The sequence below is a fragment of the Hyphobacterium marinum genome (assembly GCF_036330325.1).
Classification (GTDB): domain Bacteria; phylum Pseudomonadota; class Alphaproteobacteria; order Caulobacterales; family Maricaulaceae; genus Hyphobacterium; species Hyphobacterium marinum.
In genome coordinates this window covers 790,834-808,556 of record NZ_JAZDRO010000001.1, presented here as the reverse complement: position 1 = coordinate 808,556, position 17,723 = coordinate 790,834, and the positions used below count along the sequence as shown (strand labels likewise).

Sequence of the window (17,723 nt, the reverse complement as noted above, 5' to 3'; positions counted from 1 at the left end):
CCGGCGAAGTTCCGTTTCTGCAGCGACGGAATCGGGCAGGCCCGGCCGTTCAAGTCTGCAACGCGCCGCGACGGAGATGGTCATGCGCCTCATGTCTGCCCTGCTGCTTGTCCTCTTCGCAGGTGCCACAGCGCTGGCCCAGACCGGAGCTTCCAGCCGGGACGCGCCCGGGCCATTCGACATTGCGATTGAACAGGACATCTGGACCGACGCGGCTCGTGGTCGGGACGTGCCGGTCACGATCTACCGCCCGGCGGGCGACGGTCCCTTCCCGGTGATTGTCTTTTCCCACGGTCTGGGCGGTAGCCGCGATGCCGCGCCCTATCTGGGCCGTCATTGGGCAAGTTGGGGTTTTGTCGGCGTTTTCGTCCAGCACCCCGGAACCGATCAGTCCGTCTGGCAGGGTCTCCCCCGGACCGAAGTCATGACGGCGCTGAGGCGGGCCGCGCGAAGCCCCCGCGCGGCCCGCAACCGGTTCGAGGATATCCCCTTCGTACTCGACCGGATAGAGGCACTGGCGGAGTCCGGTGACCTGCCTGCGGACCCGGCCCGGATGGGCATCGCCGGTCATTCCTATGGAGCCCACACGGTGATGGCCGCTCTCGGGCGCGACTATGGCGCGATCGCGCGCCTCGAGCTCGATGATCCGCGTCTCATCGCCGGAGCGGCCCTCTCGCCTCCGCCCGGCAACCGGCGCACACGCGGCGGTGCCGTCTATGAGGGAATCGCCGAACCGGTCCTGCACCTGACCGGCACGGAGGATTCCAGTCCCATGGACGGTGACGCCACACCCGAAGACCGGCTGGAAGCCTTCGAATCGATGGGGCCGGCTCCGCAATACCTGCTGATCTTCGACGGCGGCGATCACTCGGTATTTGGCGGCCGGACTCGGCCCGGCCAGCCCACACCGGAAATTTATCCAGCCATCCAAGCCGACGTCGCAGCGGCGACCACGCTCTTCTTCGAAGCCTGGCTGAATGGAAATGCCGGGGCCCGCACGGCCCTGGACGGACCGGACTTCATCACGCGTTTTTCACCACGGGCCGAGGCGCGCCGGCGCAACCTGCCCTAGCTGTCGCTCCCGTCGAGCGGGCAGATCAGGACGTGGCCATCGAACACCGCGCCCACGATCAGCGTGTTGCCCGTCACGGCCGCGACGCTGGAGGCATTGATCCGGCCTTCCGTGTCCATCAGCACCGTCTCCACCTCACCGGTATCCGGGTCGACCCGGATCACGTGGGACGGCGCGGTTTGAGCAACGTCGTCGGCATGCGCGACAAAGTCGAACACGCGCGGATGACCGCCAATCCACAACGCACCGTCCTCGGCAATCTCGATATTGTCCGGCGCGGTCGGGACGGAGATATCGCGCAGCCGCTCGAGATCGCCCGTCGCCGGATCGCGCCGGTAAACCCGTACGCCCCGTCCCAGGATTTCCGCGACATAGACGGTCCGCCCGTCCGCCGACATATTGATGCCGTTGGCGTAGGCCAGCCGCTCTGCGGCGATACGCCCGGTCTCGCCGTCGTAATAGGAGACGCTAGCCAGCGGCAGGGCGAAATAGGCCTCCAGCGAGCCCATCAGCCCGTCCGTGTAGCGCCGGTCATTGGTTGCGTAGAACTGACGCGGGCCAACGGCCAGCACGTCATTGGGAGAGATCAGCGCCGAATGCCGTACAGTCTCGGCATGCGTGAGCCTGCCCTCATCGCCGACATCGAAAATCTCGATCGCGTGACGGCCATCCCCGGTATGATTCACAACGAACAGGCGTTGCGCGCCGGTCCGGCCCGTCCACAGGCTGATACCATGGGGATGAAATTCGTCCGGCATCGCGCCCGAAACTTCGCGCAGGATGGCCGGGTCTTCAGGATCGAAGGAGTAGATTGCTCCGCGCTCCCCCGTGCGCCGGTCGTCGGTGGAGACAAAGGCGAGACCGGATACCGGATCGATGGTCACATCCTCGGTTCCAGGGGCGATGTCGAGACGCTCGCATTGGTCTGTGAGGCGCGGTTCGAGATCCGCCATCATGCCCGATGCCGGAATGACCACCGCGCCGAACCGCCCTAGCACGAGAAGTACGAGGACCAGCAGTCCAATCAGCATGGCGCGCATCGTCCCCTCCCCCGGTCGATCCGGCATTGAAGAGGCAGTCTAGCGCTTCCGCGCCTGTCTGTCGCGCAACCTCAGACCCGGCCCATGACAGCGGCCTGCAGGAAGGCCGCATGTTCGTCGAGCGCGGCGATCAGCGAACCGTCCCCGCCACTCTCCACCAGCAGGTCGCGCCAGTATCCGACCACGCGCACTTGCGTTTCCAGCCAGTCCCGCGCGGCCAGATCAGCCGGACCTGTCTGGACGGACCGATCCTCGCAGCCTGTCATTGCCATGGACGCCAACATGTCTCGCTTGCTCCTCTCCCGAATGAGTCGGACACAATATGCGATTCATTCTCAATCGCAATGATCAGATGCGGGACAGATCGCCACACCGAACAGCGCCCGTCAGGGCAGGGCCGGGCAACCGATGCTTGTTTCGGGCTCGACAATCGCCGGTATGACACGGTCGTTCGCGGCATCCAGTGCAGCCAGGACGGCCGCATCACGCCCATAGAGATCCGGTACGAAGACGGCGCGGCCACCCTCTCCGGCAAATGCCGTGAGATAGAGAAAATGGACCCGGACCGGCGTTGCGATATCGATCCGGGTTTCCCGCCCGCTATCGATGGCGGCCCGCACGCCCGCCGCGTCCAGACCTCCTCCGACCTCGCTCGCCCATTGCGCCAGGGCAACGGGATCGCGGACCCGGACGCATCCCGACGAGAAGGCGCGTTCGGGCCGCTCGAACAGGGCGCGCGACGGCGTGTCGTGCAGATAGGTGTTGTGCGGATTGGGGAAGATCAGCTTGACCTGCCCCAGCGCATTCAAAGGGCCCGGAGCCTGACGCAGCCGGTAGGGAAAGTCGGATGCGCTGACCGCTGCCCAGTCGATGCCGCTCGCATCGACCACATCGCCAGTGGCCCGGTCGATGACCTGAAAGCCGAGGCGTTGAACCGCACCCGGATCGCGCCGGAACAGAGGGAGTTCGTCCCTCACCGCCAGCGAATGGGGCGTCTCCCACCACGGGTTGGCGATAATGTGGGTGAGCGTTGCAGTCAGGACCGGCGAGGCCCGCGAACGCCGCCCGACTATCACGTCATGGCTGCGCACCGCGACCCCGCCCTCGAACACCTGCAACCGGAAATCCGGCAGATTGACCCGGATATGACGCGCGCCGAGATCGTCCGGCAGCCAGCGCAGACGCTCGAGATTGACCCTTAACTGCGCAACGCGGACCGCGTCGGGCGTATCGAGCCACTCAATCGTGTCCTCGCCGGCGATTCCGTCGGCTTCCAGATGGGCGTCGCGCTGAACCGCCTGCACCGCTTCGGTCATGGCGTCGTCGAAGACGACCGCCGAGTGCGTGGCGTCAGCCGGCTCACCGAACTCCCGCGGTGCGAGATAGCCGAGAGTTTCCAGACGCCCGCGCAACGCATCCACGCGCTCCCCGGACATGCCGGCTTCCAGCGCCTCGCCCGGCCCGATCAGGACGGGAGTGCCCCCGGCACCATCGTGTACCAGGTTCAGCAGGGCGGTCTGCAAGACCCGGTAGTCCGGCATTTGCGGGGCCAGTGCGTCGAGACTGTCTGCGACCGTCCCGGTCTCCAGCGCCTCGATCAGCCAGGCATCCAGATCGCGTTGGCGCGGGGCAAACGGCCAGCGCACCGGATCATCCACGGCAACGCGGCCCTGCAGGAGATCGCGCGCAAGGGAGAGATAGGTATCGGTCGCCAGCCGGTCGGCATCGGGGTCGGAGTACCTTGGATCCAGCGCAATCAGGTCAAGCAGGGCATAGTCGAACGGGTTGAGCCCGTGGGCACCCGCGTCAGCCACGGCGCTGGTCAATTGATAGAGGGCGTCGCCCGCCTGCGGACCGGTCCAGGCCGGGGCTTCCGCTGTGCCCGTCTGGGCAAGGCCGGAGGTCGTCCCTCCGGTCAGGCACAGAAAAATCAGAGCCATCAGGCGCTTCATTGGTCTGCTCACCCCTGTTCCGCACCCGAGTGTGCGAAGTCGCGAGCCAGTCCGCAACCGCGCTTGGCAAGACCCCGTCGCGGGCCTATCCCCTGAACAGCCGTCATCGTCACGACGAGGAGCCCGGCCATGACACGGCAATTTCCCCCGCTCGCCTTCTCCGGATCCCCCCTCGACCGCGCCGAAGCCCTGCGCCGTGACGACGCCGAGATCGTCCGGCTGATGCAATCACCGGAGGCCCGGCGCATCGTCCTGAAGAATGGCGAGCCGCTGATTTCCCCGGACGGCCGCCTGGTCCGTCTGGACATGGCCGACCCTGCCTTCGAAATGCAGGGCGAGCCCGTATTTCTGGGCCTGCAGGATGAATTGCCCCTGTTCGCAGCCGATTGCGCGGCCGAGGGCGAGCCCTTTGACGACAACCGCTTTTCCGATCCGCGCGCAGCGGCAATGCGGCTGGAACTGGCGGAAACGGCGATCTTCGCGCAGGCGCGATCGCTCCTGCTGTGGCGGGCGCGGCATCGCTATTGTTCCGCGTGCGGGGAGGCAACCCGGCAGGCCGCAGGCGGGCAGAAGCGGATCTGCGACCCGTGCAATTCCGAGCATTTTCCCCGCACCGACCCGGTCGTGATCATGCTGGCCACTGATGGCGATCGCTGCCTGCTCGGACGGCAGGCGGCCTGGCCGCCGCGCATGTGGTCGGCGCTGGCCGGGTTCATGGAGATCGGTGAAACGATCGAGGAAGCGTGCGCCCGCGAACTGCACGAGGAAGCTGGTGTCCGCATCGATACCGGTGCCGTGCGCTATGTCGCGTCCCAGCCCTGGCCGTTTCCATCCTCGTTGATGATCGGGCTGATCGCACCGGCTATCCAGACCGAACTGACCATCGACGAGGCCGAGCTGGAAACCGCGCGCTGGTTCACCCGGGACGAAGCCCGCGCCATGCTGGCCGGTGAGCATCCGGACGTGGATGTGCCGCCGAAGATCGCGATCGCCCGGCGGCTCCTGGAAGTCTGGAGCCAGTCCGCATCCTGACGTCGCAAAAAGAAAAGACCCCGCCATGATGACGGGGCCTGATCCTTTGTGTGGCCGCCCCGGAAGGGCGGTCACATCCGTCCGGTGCGCTTAGCGCGCGCCGAAACGGTAGACGTAGGAGATGCCGAACGTGTCAGCAGCGTCCGCATTGTCGAAGTCGATGCGGGTGTAGTCGACGCGCACGCCATTGCGGCCGTCGAAGAACCACTCGCCGCCAACGCCATAGGCGAAGCCGTCGTCATCGTCCGAGAAGGTCACGCCGGCTGCCGACGCGTCGGCTTGCGCCGTCACGTAGCCAATGCGGCCGAACAGGTTGGCGTTCTCGGCAATCGGAGCACGGCCCACGACATAACCGCCGAAGGCGTAGTCGAGGCTGACGTCGACATTCGTCGCGCCAACGCGGACCGTTTCTTCGCCCAAGCCGATGTCGAGCTGACCTTCGACACCGATGAAGTCGGTGAAGTCATAGCCGCCGCGCAGCGAAACCGCGTCGAATTCGAGATCTTCGATATCGACATAGGTGTAGCCGCCGGAGAAGCGGAAATCGCCCGCGTCAGCGGCAGCGATACCCGTGAAAGCCGCCGCAGCGACCGAAGCAGTGAGGAGAGTACGAAGCATGACAATGCCCCTTTCCGTGTACAAGTTAATCAACCAGGCGAAGGGTTCTTCTGCCCTTCGTCGCGGGACAAGCTGGGCGTGTCCTGGGTCCGCAACAAGGGGGAACATTCACAGGTTCCTGCTTTTTCTGCCGGACGACTGTTGTTGATGCAGCCGCGCAACGCGTTTTGACCGCAACCGGGCGCAAATGAGGCCACGATGTGGCAAGCAGGGGCGCGACGGTTCGCCGCTGGACGCGCGCGCGCGATGCAGGCTATGTGAACCGTCAAACGGGCAGGCGCGCTACGCGGTTGCCTGCATGCTGTGTGCGTGCCAAATACACGCGCAATCGACTGACATCACCTGGGGACGGTAATGGGCGAACTCTTCTGGAATAAAGTTGCGGGTGCCGTGATCGGGCTGGTCCTGGCTGTATTGTTGATCGGCTGGGTGACCGAGATCCTGTTCCATACCGAAACCGATACGGAGAGCTTCTCCTATCCGGTCGACCTGGCCGCGATCCAGGGCGGCGAGAATGGCGGCGATATTGTTGAAGAGGTCTATGACCTGGGCCTTCTGCTCGCCAGCGCCGACGCGTCTGCCGGTGAGCGCGTTGCGCGCCGCTGCACGTCCTGCCACACGTTTGAAGCCGGGGGCGGCACCATGCAGGGCCCCAACCTTCACGGAATTGTCGGCCGCATGGCCGCTGCTGTTGCCGGGTTCAACTATTCGTCCGCCATGGCCGATTACGGTCAGGCCTGGACCTATGAAAACCTCGACCATTTCATCGCCAATCCGCGCGCCGAAGTGCCGGGAACCGCGATGTCCTTTGCCGGTATCCGCAATGACGAGGACCGCGCCAACCTCCTGGCCTATCTCGCCCAAATCACGCCCGGTGCGCCGGCCTTCCCCGAACCGCTTCCGGCTGAAGAGGACGCTGTGACCGAAGAGGGCGACGCGACGGAAGACACCGGCATGGACGACGCGACCGGCGAAGCCACGGCGACCGATGATGCCGTCCTTGACGCCGGCGATACGCCGGTCATCGAGAACAGCGAGGACGAACCGACCGCGGTCGACCCGACCGAAACGGAAACCACCGCCGCCCCCGAAGGCGACGGCGAGGAATAAGCGAAATCGAGACGGCTAGGGCAAGGTCCGGCGAACCAGGGTTCGCACCGGACCTTCGCCCGGCATGATGCGGGCCACCGCATCGTCGATCGGTTCGACCATCGTCTCCATGTATCCGGCATTGGCATGAAGCAGGCCCGTCTCATCAACCATGATGCCGACATGGCCCGGCCAGAAGACGAGATCACCGCGCTGTTTGCGTGACGCCGGATCGACCCTGTCCCAGCGTTCCGCGAAAAACGTTTCCTGGTCACCGGAATCGCGGGGCACCGGCATGCCGGCCGCAGCGAAGGCGGTTTGTACCAGCCCTGAGCAATCCAGCCCCCGGCTGTCCCGGCCGCCCCACAGATAGGGCGTGCCGGCAAAGCGCTCGGCCACGGCCACGAAATCCGGTTCGAAGGCATTCAGCGCCGCGAGATGGCGCTGATGCACCCAACCCCCGCCCTGGACCTGCAGATAGTTTCCGTCGCGTTCGCCGGCTTCGACGCGGGCATTCATCGAGATCAGGTGGACCGGTTCCGATTTCAGGTCGGGTCTGGAATAGACATAGGTGCGCAAGGCCCGGACGCGATGACTGGCGGGACTGACGTCCGGGGTCAGGTCGGTGTCTGCGACCCAGCCCTCATACCCGTCCATTTCGGCGCGGCCATGCAGCCACCCGCGGCGCGCCTCATCGACGACAAACGTCTCGCCGAACAGAAGCTGGGTATCGAGCGGGCCATCGGCACGCGGTTCGCGCCGCAGCGCCGCCACGCCGGTGATGACCTGATGCACACCCATGGCCTCAACCCTTGCCATAGAGGGATTTGAGGGCCGACCAGGCAGCGCGGGATCCCAGCATTTCGCCGCCCATCGGACGACCGGGCTTGTCCTTGGGATTCCAGGCGAAAATATCGAAATGCGCCCAGCGCTTGCCCTTCACGAAACGGCGCAGGAAGAGCGCGGCCGTCACCGACCCGGCGAAGGGACCGTCGCCCGTATTCTTCAGATCCGAGATCGTCCCGTCGAGCTGGGCGTCATACCCGTCCCACAGCGGCATGCGCCAGACCGGGTCGTGCGCCGCGACTGCCCCTTGGTTGATAGCCTCGGCCAGGGATTCGTCGTCGGTATAGAAGGGTGCGAGCTCCGGTCCCAGCGCGATCCGCGCCGCGCCGGTCAGTGTCGCAAAGTCGAGCACGAGATCGACGTCTTCCTCCGTGGCACGCGCGAGCGCATCACCCAGAACGAGGCGGCCTTCAGCGTCGGTATTGTCGATCTCCACCGTCAGGCCGGCGCGTGAATCGAGGATGTCGCCGGGGCGGAAGGCGTTGCCGGAAATCGCGTTCTCGACCGCCGAGATCAGCAGGTGCAGGCGCACGGGCAGTTTCGCGTCCATGATCAGCCGGGCCAGCGCCAGCGCATTGGCCGCACCGCCCATGTCCTTCTTCATCAGGCGCATCCCTGCGGCCGGCTTGATGTCGAGCCCGCCGCTGTCGAATGCCACGCCCTTGCCGATCAGCGCGACGCGCGGATGGGCCTCGTCGCCCCATTCCATCTCGATCAGGCGGGGCTCCTGTTCCGCGGCCCGCCCGACCGCGTGGATCATCGGGTAATTGTCCTTCAGAAGCTGGTCGCCCTTGGTCACGCGAACGGTCGCACCGAACTCGTCGGCCACGGCTTCGACGGTCGTCTGTATGCCGTCCGGCCCCATGTCCTCGGCCGGCGTGTTGACCATGTCGCGGGCCAGCCGGATCGATCGGGCGAGGCGTGCAGCCTCGGCAATGTCCGCACCTTCCGGTGCGGCCAGGCGTGCCGGTGCCCGCGGGGCCGCCTTGTAACGATCGAACTTGTACGCCCCCATTGCCCACGCGACCATGACCTGGGTCGGATCGAGCGTGGCGGGCAGGCCGGTAATCTGCCAGTCGCAGGCCTCGAGATAGTAGGGCGCAGAACCAAAGGCGAGCGGGTCTTCGCCCTTGCCCAAACCAATGATCGCGTCCACGCCACTTCCCTCGGGCAGGACCAGCATCTCCCCAGCCCCGCCCTTGAATCCGGTGCGCGAGACGAACGCCCGGGCCGCTTCGGTCAGAGACGACAGATCCGCATCGCGACTGTCTGCACGGACGGTGAGCAATGTGCGAGCGGATTGGGCGGACTCGGCAAAAGTCTGGGCCACGCGGCAACTCCCTGTTCATCGAGATGACTGGTTTGAACCAGTTGTTAAGGCATTCTTGACGGCCCGGCGAGAGGATCAAGCCGTGCGATGCGAATCGCGGAGGACTTTGTCATGCGCCGCAGCTATTCCAGAACCCTGCTTCTCGCCGCCCCGGCCCTGGCCCTGTTGGTGACCGGTTGTGCCACCTCGCGCACGGCGGCCGAGGAGGAAATGGCCGCCGACCTGACCGCGCGGGCCACCATCGTCCCGGCAACCCAGGCCGAACGCCAGGCCATCCGGACCCAGGACCTTCTGACCCAGGCCGCATTCTGGGCCGAGGCCCATGAACTCAACCCCGCCGACCGCGAGGCCGCGCTGGAACTGTCCACGGTGCTGCGCCGCCTCGGCAGTGCGCGCCAGGCTGCTGAAACCGCACGCCAGTCCATGGCGCTGTTCCCCGCCGATCCGGATATTCTCTACGCCTATGGTGCAGCGTTGACGGCCGATGGCCGCGGCACGGCCGCCATTGAGCCGCTGGTGCGCGCCGATGCGCTGCGCCCCAATGACTGGCGCATCCAGAACGCGCTCGGCGTCGCCTACGAGTCCGCGAACATGCGCGACCAGGCCCGCGCCCGCTTCCGCACCGCGATGACGCTGGCCCCGGGTGAAGCGTCCATCCTGTCCAACCTTGCCCTGTCACACGCCATGGCCGGCGAGCCGGAAGAGGCCGAACGCCTGTTGCGTGAAGCCATCGCCCGGCCCGGTGCTGACGCCACCGTGCGGCAAAACCTGGCACTGGTGATTGCCCTGCAGGGCCGGTTTGAGGAAGCCGAATCCATGGCGCGGGTCGACGTGTCGCCACGGGTTGCCGAAGCCAATCTCGCCTATGTCCGCTCGATGCTGACCAGCCAGCGGCGCTGGGACGCGATCCGAGGCGATGACGGCGCGCGCTAGTCGCTCACACTTGCCCTAGAGATCAATCGCATCGCCCGCGCCTTTCGGCTTGGGCGGTGCCGCGACCGGCTTGTCCTCGATCTTCTTGAGCGGAAACCGCTGCATCAGCGACGGCGTGATCATCGTACGGTCAAAGCGGAAATCCTCGACCTGGGCGCGCAGGGAGGCCGGCGCCTTGCCATCCTTTGTCGCCTCGCTTGCCCGGTAGAGACAGAACAAGCGCAGATAGCCCTTGTCGTCCCTGGAAAGGTCAGTCTGGTCGAGACGCTCGCATATCCGCTCCAGCCCCTGCACGCCGGCCTTGGTCTTGCCAGCCTTGAGATCAATCAGCGCCTGGGCAAGGGCCACTTTCCAGCCGACCTCGGCGAAATCGAGTTTCTTGGGTGCTGCCGTCAGCTCGTTCCGGGCCGCGTCGATATCGTCGCGCGCAAGAGCGGCCACCGCCTCATCGGCGGCACGGCCAGCCATTTCGGCTTGCTCGCGGCGGCGCTCATCGCGCTTGCGTCCCAACATCATCGCTTACCCGGTTTCTGCAGGTTTGACGGATATAATCCGTATCACATGCTTTGGTAACGCATGATCGCCGGACCGAGAATGACAACGAACAGTACCGGCAGGAAAAACACGATCATCGGCACGGTCAGTTTCGCCGGCAGGGCCGCAGCCTTCTTTTCAGCGTTGGCGAGGCGCATGTCGCGGTTTTCCTTTGCCATGACGCGCAAGGCCTGCCCCAGGGGGGTACCGTAGCGCTCGGCCTGGATCAGCGCAGTCGCGACAGCCTTCACACCGGGATGATTGGTCCGGCGCGCCAGATTCTCATAAGCCGTACGCCGGTCCTGGAGATAGGAGAGCTCGGCGGTCGTCAGGGACAATTCCTCGGCCAGCTCGATCGACTGCGACCCGATTTCAGTGGAGACTTTCTGGAAGGCCGCCTCTATCGACATCCCCGCTTCCACGCAGATCAGCATCAGGTCGAGCGCATCTGGAAAAGCCGTCATGATGGATTGCTGGCGCTTGGCCGCAGCGTTTTTCAGATACAGGTTCGGCGCGTAATAGCCGAGCATGCCCAGCCCCAGGGCCGCACAGGCCCGGGTGATTGTCGGCAGGCCGAAATCATTGACGTAGAACAGGTAGGCGCTCGCCCCGGCCAGCAGCAGGATCGGCGCAGCCAACCGGAAGAAGTAGAAGGTCGTCACCGGCCCGTTTCCCCGGAAACCGGCCTGGGTCAGCTTGTCCTTCAGCTCGGGATCTTCAAAGAGTTTCTGAAGGTTCAGGCTTTCGACCACCCCCTTCATTACGCCCTTCTTTTCCTTGGCGCGCAGTTTCGAGCCGTGCGCCTGCTCCATCGCTTCCCGCGATTTCCGGCGCAATTCCTCGCGCCGGTTGCGGACGGACTGGATACGCTTGTCGAGCTTGTTCGCCCCCATGGACGGTGCGGTCAGCGTCACGATGGTCGCGAACACGGCCAGCGCCGCGACGGCGGCCCACAGGAATTGCGGGTTGATGATCAGTTCGGCGATGCTGTCCATGGTGCGCGCACCGCCTCCCTAGTGTTTGAAGTTGATCATGCCGCGCATCATCAGGATGCCGATGCCCATCCACATGGCACCGCCGAGCAGCATCAGCTGACCCTTGGGCTCGACGAACATCGCGGTCATGTAGGACGGGGTCGTGAAATAGACGATGGCCAGAACGCCCGGTGGCAGCGCGCCAATGATCATGGCCGACGCCTTGGCTTCGGACGACAGCGCGCTGATTTTCTCGCGCATCATCTTGCGGGCCCGCAGGACGGCGGAGAGATTGGCCAGCGCTTCGGCGAGGTTGCCACCGGTCTTCTGCTGGATGGTCAAGACGGTAGCGAAGAAGTTGAGTTCGGGCAGCGGCATGCGCTCGCACATCTTCTTGATGCCGTCTTCCAGCGACACGCCGACCGATTGGGCTTCCACCAGCTTGGCAAATTCTGACCCCACAGGGTCGGGAGTCTCGCGCGCGATGACTTTCAGGCATTCATTCAGCGGCAGGCCGGACTTTACGCCGCGCACGATGATGTCGAGCGCATTGGCAAATTCGGCGGTGAATTTCTTCTGCCGGCCGCTGACCTTCATGCCCAGGAACCAGCGCGGCACGCCCAGACCGGCCGCAATCGTGATCCCGGCCGAAACCAGCAGGCTTTGACCCGTGATCATCGCGACGGCAAAGGCGACAACCGCGAGGACGCCCGACCCGATCCAGAACGCGGTCGGCTTGAAACTGAAGCCGGCCTGCTCGATCCGGCTTTTCAGTGTGACCGCCTTCTTGCGCGCATTGCGCTGGCGTTCCTCGATGTCCTTGAGCGATTCCTGGACCTGGCGGCGGCGCTGCGCACTTTGGTCAAGCGCCGAAGCCTGGCGCTTGCCGCGCGCCAGCGGATCGCCGACCGCGATGGCCTTGCGCCGGTTCGCCTTGCGGCCGTCGCCCATGGCACCGGCTGCGACCCAGCCGACACCAGCAACCGCAATAAAGGCGGCGAGTGCAGCGGCAATGAGGCTGATATTCCCGTCCATGGCGGTCAGCCCTCCGCAGCGTCGAGGGCATTGGCCAGCTCGCGTTCAAGGCCGTAATAGCGCGCACGATCCCAGAATTTCGGACGGGCAATGCCGGTTGAGACGTGCTTGCCGGTGATCTTGCCTTGAGCGTCCTCGCCGTCGATTTCGTAGAGCATCAGGTCCTGGGTGACGATGACGTCACCCTCCATACCGACCACTTCGCTGATATGCGTAATCTTGCGGGTACCGTCGCGCATGCGCGCGGCCTGCACCACGACATCGATCGAGCCCGCGATCATCTCGCGGATCGTCTTTGAGGGCAGGTTGTAGCCACCCATCGTGATCATGGATTCAATCCGCGAGAGCGCTTCGCGCGGGCTGTTGGCGTGCAGCGTGCCCATCGAACCGTCATGGCCGGTATTCATCGCCTGAAGCAGGTCGAAGGCCTCGGGTCCACGCACCTCGCCGACGATGATGCGTTCGGGACGCATCCGAAGGCAGTTCTTCACGAGATCGCGCATGGTGATCTCGCCCGTGCCTTCCAGGTTCGGCGGGCGTGTTTCCAGACGGACGACGTGCGGCTGCTGCAGCTGGAGTTCCGCCGCGTCCTCGCAAGTGATGATCCGTTCGTCTTCCTCGATGAAGCCGGTCATGCAGTTCAGGAGCGTCGTTTTACCCGAACCGGTACCGCCGGAGATGAGGACGTTACACCGCGACGCACCGATGACGGCGAGCACGCGCCCGCCCTCTGGCGTGATCGAGCCGAAGTTGACGAGATCGTTCATCGTCAACTTATCTTTCTTGAACTTCCGGATGGTCAGGGTCGGCCCATCGAGTGCCAGCGGCGGCGCGATGACGTTGACCCGGGACCCGTCCGCCAGACGGGCGTCGCAGATCGGGCTGGCCTCGTCGACCCGGCGGCCAACCTGGCTGACAATGCGCTGACAGATATTCATCAGCTGGCCGTTGTCGCGGAAACGGATATTGGTCTTCTCGACCTTGCCGCCGACTTCGATGAAGACGTCGCCTGCACCATTGACCATGATGTCGGCGATGTCGTCGCGGGCCAGCAAAGGTTCCAGCGGGCCATAGCCGAGAACGTCGTTGCAGATGTCCTGGAGCAGCTGTTCCTGCTCGGCGATGGACATGGCGACATTCTTGATCGAGATGATCTCGGTGACGATGTCGCGGATTTCTTCGGCCGCGGTTTCGGTGTCCAGACGCGACAGCGCCCCCAGATCGATCGTGTCGATCAGCGCGTTGAAGATCGTCGTCTTGATCGCGTAGTACTGTTCGCTGCGCCCGCTCGCCGCAGGCGTGGCTGCGGGTTTTACCGGGGCTTTCTCACGCAGTTTCGGAGCCTTGGGTGCGCTTTGCGGCGCAGCCGGAGCAGCTGATTTCGCCTCGGGCTTCGCCGCTGGCTTCTGCGCAGACGGCGCAGCCGGACGCGGTTGGGCCGGTTCTGCGCGCTGAACCGGTTCGGTCAGCGTTGCCGGCTTGGGAACCGTGACTCCATCGCGTTTACCGAACATGCCCGGCTCCTACCTCCCGAACAGTTTGGAAACGAGGGACTTCTTGCGCACCGGGGCGACCCGGCCCGACAGAAGTGAGGCGAGATAGCCAAACCCTTCCGCCGCCTTCGATTTCGGGTCGACCTCGGCGATCATCTGACCGTTATTGGCTGCCTTGCCAAAGAGTTGCGGCTCGAACGGCAGGACCAGCGCGGGCGGCGTTCCCAATGCCTCGGCAAAATCCTTCACCGGGATTTCGGGGCGTTTCGGGACACCGGCCATGTTGACCACGACCTTCGGTGGTTCGTCATTGGGACGGGCAGACGCCACCAGGTCGAACAGATTCTTGGCATTGCGCAGAGAGGCAAGATCGGGCGCGACCGTGACCACGACCTGGTCCGCCGACAGAAGCGTCGAGCGTACCCAGGGAGACCAGGTATGCGGCAGGTCGAGCGCAATGAACGGTGCCTGGCGGCGCACCTTGTCGAGCACCATCTCGTAGGCGTCGGGGGAGAAATCCCAGTCCTTGTCGAGCGTCGCGGGCGCGGAGAACAGCGTCAGCCGCTCGGTGCAGCGCACCAGAAGGCGGTCCAAAAGTGCATCGTCCAGACGGTCGGGCTCGGACAGCGCATCGCCCAGCGTCTGGGCAGGGTCCTGGTTGAAATCAAGACCTGCTGTTCCGAACGACAGGTCGAGATCGACAAGAACACAATCGGATTGCGCGCTTTCCGACACCGACCAGGCGGTATTGTGCGCCACGGTGGAGGCACCTACTCCGCCCTTGGCCCCGACGAAGGCAACCGTCTTGCCCGCAAAGGGTTGTTCAGGATCGAGATAGAGGTTCGATATCGTCCGGATGAGGTGCAGCGGCGTCATCGGCGGCACCAGATACTCGCTCACGCCCCGCTTCATCAGCTCGCGATAGAGCGAGATGTCGTTGGCCGCGCCAACGATGATGACCTTGGTCTCGGCGTCGCAGACCCCGGCCAGCTCTTCGAGCTGATCGAACAGGCCCTGCCCGCGCATGCCGGTCTCGACAATCAGGAGATTGGGTGTGGAGGCATCGTGATATCGCTCGATGGCCGCAGGCAATCCGCCCAGCTCCACCTCGACATGGGCCTTCGCCAGTCGGCGGTCACCGGCTGCGTTGTGGATCAGCGCACCGGTCTCGGGCCGCTCGCAGAACGCAGCGATCGTGATCCGGGGAATGGGTTGTTCGGGCGCTTCGCCATCGACCTCGCCCAGATAGGCGTCCACCGGAGCAGGCGCGGCCGGCTCGTCAAATTCGTAATCACTCGGATCAAACCGGCGCTGGGACTGGCCAGCCGGAGCCGGAGTCTCGGCCCAGGCGTCGGCCTCGGCAGTGCCCGAAAACGCGTCGGCGAATTCATCCGCCTCGACCGGGTCGGCCTCACGGCCGCCCGAACTGGCTCCGAACGGCTTGCGCGCGGGCGGTTCGAACGCGGTTTCACCATAGCCGTCGTCCTCGGCAATTGCCGGTTCCTGCGGCGTACCCAACATGCGGCGTTCGACTTCACTGGGATCGAGGAATTCGTCATCCCCGTCCAGGAAGTCATCTTCATATGCGTGCGATTCGGCCATTGTTGTTTTCGTTTCCGCTTAGTCCACCGCCGTCGAAACTGTTCCGCTTTCGTCATCACCGCGTGTCGCACCGGTGCGCTCGCCAGCGCGCCAGGCGTCCATCTGCACACCGATCCGGCCGGCATCGCGCGGCGCGGTCTCGGTCGGGCCGACAAGGTCGTAGGGATCGCCGATCATCGCGGCCATGTTCGCCGCCATGAAGCAGCCGAAACGCGGCTGGGCGCGGTTGTCGACTTCCATGGCCACGTTTTCCCACTCCATCAGCGCGCATTCCTCGGGAACGCCGGCGGCGTAGTGCATGAAGCTGACGATCAGCGGCGCATTGGGCTGGCCCTGCGCATCGTACTCGCCTTCGGCGATGCGTTGCGGCGCGATACCCTGGCTGTCGAGGAAGGCGCGCGCTTCCTGAAGCGCGGCGGCCGTTACCCGGGAATTGGTCGACCGGTCCGGATAGCTCAGCACGAACGGACCATGGCCATTGGATTTGTAGAAATTGACGAATTGGGAAAACGTCCCCATCTGCGCCCAGGCGATCCCGCCCTCTTCGGCGCTGACCTGGAGATCCATGCGCGCCGTCTCCTGGCGGACCTCGGCACGCGGCCAGGCACCGGCGCGGTCCTCGGGCATGGTGTAGCAGCCCGCAAGGGCGATGGCGGCCGCAGCAAGAACAAGTGACTGTTTCAGCATTGGATCTTGCTCCTCTAATCGAACAGGAAGCCGATGGGGCCCGACCAGGACTGCCCGTTCGTATGGGCACCGGGGACCGCATAGACACGGTTGATGTGGCCGAAGAAGAAAGTTTCGATCTCGCTCGCCGTGGCAAAACCGTCAGCCGGCGTCTGCAGGTTTCCGGCATTGGTCGGATCGACGAGATACGGCGTCACGATGACGACCAGCTCGGTCTCCTGGTTTTCGAAATCGCGCGACCGGAACAGTGCGCCCAGGACCGGTACGTTCTGAACGCCCGGCACACCGTCGAGATTCTGGCGCGTCTCTTCCTGGATCAGGCCGGCGAGAACGAGACTGCCGCCGGACGGCAATTCCACTGTCGTTTCGGCGCGCGTCACGTTGAGCGCAGGGATAGTCACGCCCGGCACGGTTCCGATCACATTGCCCTGGTCGTCGGTGACCTGTGAGGCCCCCAGCTCCAGCGCGCCCTGGCTGGAGAGGTTCGACACCTCGGTCGAGATCCGCAGCGAAATCCGGCCTTCGGACAACACCATGGGGGTGAAGCCGAGGCCGACACCGAACTGCTTGTATTCAATGATGATATTGCCGTCGCGGTCTCGGCCCGTCGGCACCGGGAACTCTCCGCCACCGGCGAGGAAATTCGCGGACTCACCAGAGATCGCGGTCAGATTGGGTTCGGCAAGCGTGCGCACCAGTCCGACGCGCTCCAGGGCCTGGACCAGCCCGCTGACCGAGGAAATGTCACCGCCTCCGGTATTGGTATAGGTCAGGTTCGAGCTCAGCCCCGACAGCGCCCGGCCAACCAGCGAGAATTGCTGTTCGGTCGCCACCGACACCGCGAGGTCGTCGAGTTGGGCCGCAGCAGACAGATTGATCCCCAGCTGGCGCACGATGGTGCGCTGCATTTCCACGATGCGGACCTGCAGCATCACCTGCTGGCGGCCTTCGACCGCGATCATGGACAGGACGTTCTCCGGGTTGTCGACCCAGCGCCGCGCCAGTTGCAGCGCGCCGTCCGCAGCCGATGCGCTCGGCGCGCTCCCGGACAGGACGATGTGATTGTTCATCGCCTCGACCTGAATTCGTGAATCCGGGAAAAAGCGGTCGATCGAGGTTTGCAGGGCGCGCATGTCGCGCTCGACACGGATATCGAGATCGACGATGAGTTCGCCATTCGCACCAAAGATGAACACATTGGTCTGGCCGATGCCCTGACCCAGGATATAGGCCCGGCGCGATGTACGAATCACGGCGTCGGCGATTTCCGGATTGGTCACGAGAACATCCGCGGCATCGACCGGCAGGTGGATGACCGCCGCCTTGCTGAAGGGCAGGTTCAGAGTCTGCGCGGCCGGACCATTGCCCGGCGCGGTGATGTGAACCTGCATGGTCGAGCTCTGCTCGCCCTGCGCCATGGCGGGTGCGCCCGTCACGCAGAGCGCCAGAAGCGCGGCTATTCCGGTCCTGAATTTCATTGCGCCCC

Annotated in this window: 17 protein-coding genes; 4 read left to right on the top strand and 13 right to left on the bottom strand. The window is 64.8% G+C overall.

The window, feature by feature from the left end; genetic code table 11:
* Window positions 1-82 precede the first annotated feature (82 nt).
* Window positions 83-1,072, top strand: coding sequence for an alpha/beta hydrolase family protein (locus tag V0U35_RS03870; RefSeq protein ID WP_330195340.1), 990 nt, complete (start codon window positions 83-85; stop codon window positions 1,070-1,072).
* Here the strand turns inward: V0U35_RS03870 and V0U35_RS03865 are convergent.
* From V0U35_RS03865 to V0U35_RS03855, 3 genes are all read right to left on the bottom strand, one after another.
* Window positions 1,069-2,112 (bottom strand): strictosidine synthase family protein, encoded by a 1,044-nt coding sequence (locus V0U35_RS03865; protein WP_330195339.1) that lies wholly within the window; start codon window positions 2,110-2,112, stop codon window positions 1,069-1,071. The genes V0U35_RS03870 and V0U35_RS03865 overlap by 4 nt on opposite strands.
* 71 nt (window positions 2,113-2,183) lie before the next feature.
* On the bottom strand, window positions 2,184-2,396 hold the full coding sequence (locus V0U35_RS03860; RefSeq protein WP_330195338.1) for a hypothetical protein: 213 nt from the start codon (window positions 2,394-2,396) through the stop codon (window positions 2,184-2,186).
* A gap of 102 nt (window positions 2,397-2,498) precedes the next feature.
* Window positions 2,499-4,052, bottom strand: coding sequence for a L,D-transpeptidase family protein (locus tag V0U35_RS03855; RefSeq protein WP_330195337.1), 1,554 nt, complete (start codon window positions 4,050-4,052; stop codon window positions 2,499-2,501).
* A gap of 141 nt (window positions 4,053-4,193) precedes the next feature.
* Between V0U35_RS03855 and nudC the strand changes: the two genes are divergently transcribed.
* Window positions 4,194-5,096: an NAD(+) diphosphatase gene (nudC, locus tag V0U35_RS03850; protein WP_330195336.1), complete on the top strand. Its 903-nt coding sequence runs from the start codon at window positions 4,194-4,196 to the stop codon at window positions 5,094-5,096.
* A gap of 90 nt (window positions 5,097-5,186) precedes the next feature.
* On the opposite strand, the gene V0U35_RS03845 is transcribed toward nudC, so the two are convergent.
* Entirely contained in the window at window positions 5,187-5,714 is a 528-nt protein-coding gene (locus V0U35_RS03845) for a porin family protein (RefSeq protein ID WP_330195335.1), read from the bottom strand.
* Window positions 5,715-6,068: 354 nt separating this feature from the next.
* Between V0U35_RS03845 and V0U35_RS03840 the strand changes: the two genes are divergently transcribed.
* On the top strand, window positions 6,069-6,824 hold the full coding sequence (locus V0U35_RS03840; protein ID WP_330195334.1) for a c-type cytochrome: 756 nt from the start codon (window positions 6,069-6,071) through the stop codon (window positions 6,822-6,824).
* A gap of 15 nt (window positions 6,825-6,839) precedes the next feature.
* Here V0U35_RS03840 and V0U35_RS03835 read toward each other — a convergent pair whose 3' ends face one another.
* Window positions 6,840-7,604 (bottom strand): C40 family peptidase, encoded by a 765-nt coding sequence (locus V0U35_RS03835; RefSeq protein WP_330195333.1) that lies wholly within the window; start codon window positions 7,602-7,604, stop codon window positions 6,840-6,842.
* 4 nt (window positions 7,605-7,608) lie between these two features.
* Window positions 7,609-8,979: a leucyl aminopeptidase family protein gene (locus V0U35_RS03830; RefSeq protein WP_330195332.1), complete on the bottom strand. Its 1,371-nt coding sequence runs from the start codon at window positions 8,977-8,979 to the stop codon at window positions 7,609-7,611.
* A 111-nt stretch (window positions 8,980-9,090) separates the two neighbouring features.
* Here V0U35_RS03830 and V0U35_RS03825 point away from each other — a divergent pair, with 111 nt between their 5' ends.
* Window positions 9,091-9,912, top strand: coding sequence for a tetratricopeptide repeat protein (locus V0U35_RS03825; RefSeq protein WP_330195331.1), 822 nt, complete (start codon window positions 9,091-9,093; stop codon window positions 9,910-9,912).
* Window positions 9,913-9,927: 15 nt separating this feature from the next.
* Here V0U35_RS03825 and V0U35_RS03820 read toward each other — a convergent pair whose 3' ends face one another.
* Genes V0U35_RS03820 through V0U35_RS03790 form a run of 7 tightly spaced genes read right to left on the bottom strand, consistent with a single transcriptional unit; the run spans window position 9,928 to window position 17,715 of the window.
* On the bottom strand, window positions 9,928-10,428 hold the full coding sequence (locus V0U35_RS03820; RefSeq protein ID WP_330195330.1) for a hypothetical protein: 501 nt from the start codon (window positions 10,426-10,428) through the stop codon (window positions 9,928-9,930).
* Window positions 10,429-10,469: 41 nt separating this feature from the next.
* On the bottom strand, window positions 10,470-11,441 hold the full coding sequence (locus tag V0U35_RS03815; RefSeq protein ID WP_330195329.1) for a type II secretion system F family protein: 972 nt from the start codon (window positions 11,439-11,441) through the stop codon (window positions 10,470-10,472).
* 18 nt (window positions 11,442-11,459) lie between these two features.
* Window positions 11,460-12,455, bottom strand: coding sequence for a type II secretion system F family protein (locus V0U35_RS03810; protein ID WP_330195328.1), 996 nt, complete (start codon window positions 12,453-12,455; stop codon window positions 11,460-11,462).
* A 5-nt stretch (window positions 12,456-12,460) separates the two neighbouring features.
* On the bottom strand, window positions 12,461-13,969 hold the full coding sequence (locus tag V0U35_RS03805; RefSeq protein WP_330195327.1) for a TadA family conjugal transfer-associated ATPase: 1,509 nt from the start codon (window positions 13,967-13,969) through the stop codon (window positions 12,461-12,463).
* 9 nt (window positions 13,970-13,978) lie between these two features.
* The gene (locus V0U35_RS03800; protein ID WP_330195326.1) at window positions 13,979-15,550 is read right to left on the bottom strand and encodes a CpaE/TadZ family protein; all 1,572 of its coding nucleotides are present in this window, start codon (window positions 15,548-15,550) and stop codon (window positions 13,979-13,981) included.
* Between the two features lie 18 nt (window positions 15,551-15,568).
* Window positions 15,569-16,237, bottom strand: a complete 669-nt coding sequence (locus V0U35_RS03795) for a CpaD family pilus assembly lipoprotein (RefSeq protein ID WP_330195325.1) — start codon at window positions 16,235-16,237, stop codon at window positions 15,569-15,571.
* Between the two features lie 14 nt (window positions 16,238-16,251).
* Window positions 16,252-17,715: a type II and III secretion system protein family protein gene (locus tag V0U35_RS03790; RefSeq protein ID WP_330195324.1), complete on the bottom strand. Its 1,464-nt coding sequence runs from the start codon at window positions 17,713-17,715 to the stop codon at window positions 16,252-16,254.
* Between the last annotated feature and the right edge of the window lie 8 nt (window positions 17,716-17,723).